General features: G+C 25.5%; 1 protein-coding gene. It reads left to right on the top strand.

Features of this window, described 5'->3' with window-relative positions:
- Positions 1 to 875: 6-hydroxymethylpterin diphosphokinase MptE-like protein (locus tag AJ889_RS05180; RefSeq protein ID WP_186821003.1), on the top strand; the 875-nt coding region annotated here is incomplete at both ends.

Raw genomic sequence — 875 nt, 5'->3', positions numbered from 1 at the left:
TTTTTTAACAATGATTTTGGGGAATTTGATAAGGATATTATGTTTATTGTTAAATCTGTTACACATCCTCACACTATCAAATATCTTCAAAAAAATAATAGAGCTTTTATACTTGTATCCACTTATGCAAGTTTTATACAATATTTAAAATTAGATTATTTTGGATATTTTAACATGGGCAAAAGTGTAGCAAATATGAGCTACCTACTTACAGAATATTTAAACTATAAAAACATTATTCTCATAGGACAGGATTTAGCTTATGCAAAAGATGGATTTTCCCATACTAAAGATTATAAAAATCTTGATAAACATGAAGGACATTTTCAAAGAGATAAGGGTAAATTTCAATGTTTAGCTTATGGAGGTAACGGAAAAGTTGAAAGCTCTGAAATTTGGACTACGTTTCGACTAATTTTTGAAAATGATATTAATTATTTTCAAAAATTATTTAATATCACCACCTACAACTGTACCGAAGGTGGAGCAAGGATAGAAGGAACCATAGAAAAACCTTTTTTATGGGCTTGTGAGAATTTACTTGATAAAGATTTAAATAAACCTTTTGAAAAATTAGAACCTTTAAGTTTAAATAAACAAAATGAGTTTTTACTTAAGGCTTATTATAAAGTTTGTAAAAGTATTAAACATTGTAGAGATTTTAGTAAAATACTCAGCAATGATTTTGAAAAAATACAAAGTATATATTTGAGTTTAAATGAAAAAGAAGAGGATATCAATTTAGCTATTAAAAAAATAGATGAATTTAAAAATAAACTTGAAGATATAAAACAAATGCAAGATTTATATGAAATTTTACAACCTCTGCGTACTCAATTTGAACTTAATCTTGCTAGAATTTATGTCTTAAATCC

It is taken from the genome of Campylobacter sp. BCW_6468 (assembly GCF_001762865.1).
Lineage (GTDB): Bacteria > Campylobacterota > Campylobacteria > Campylobacterales > Campylobacteraceae > Campylobacter_D > Campylobacter_D jejuni.
This window is presented reverse-complemented; position numbering and strand designations above follow the sequence as displayed.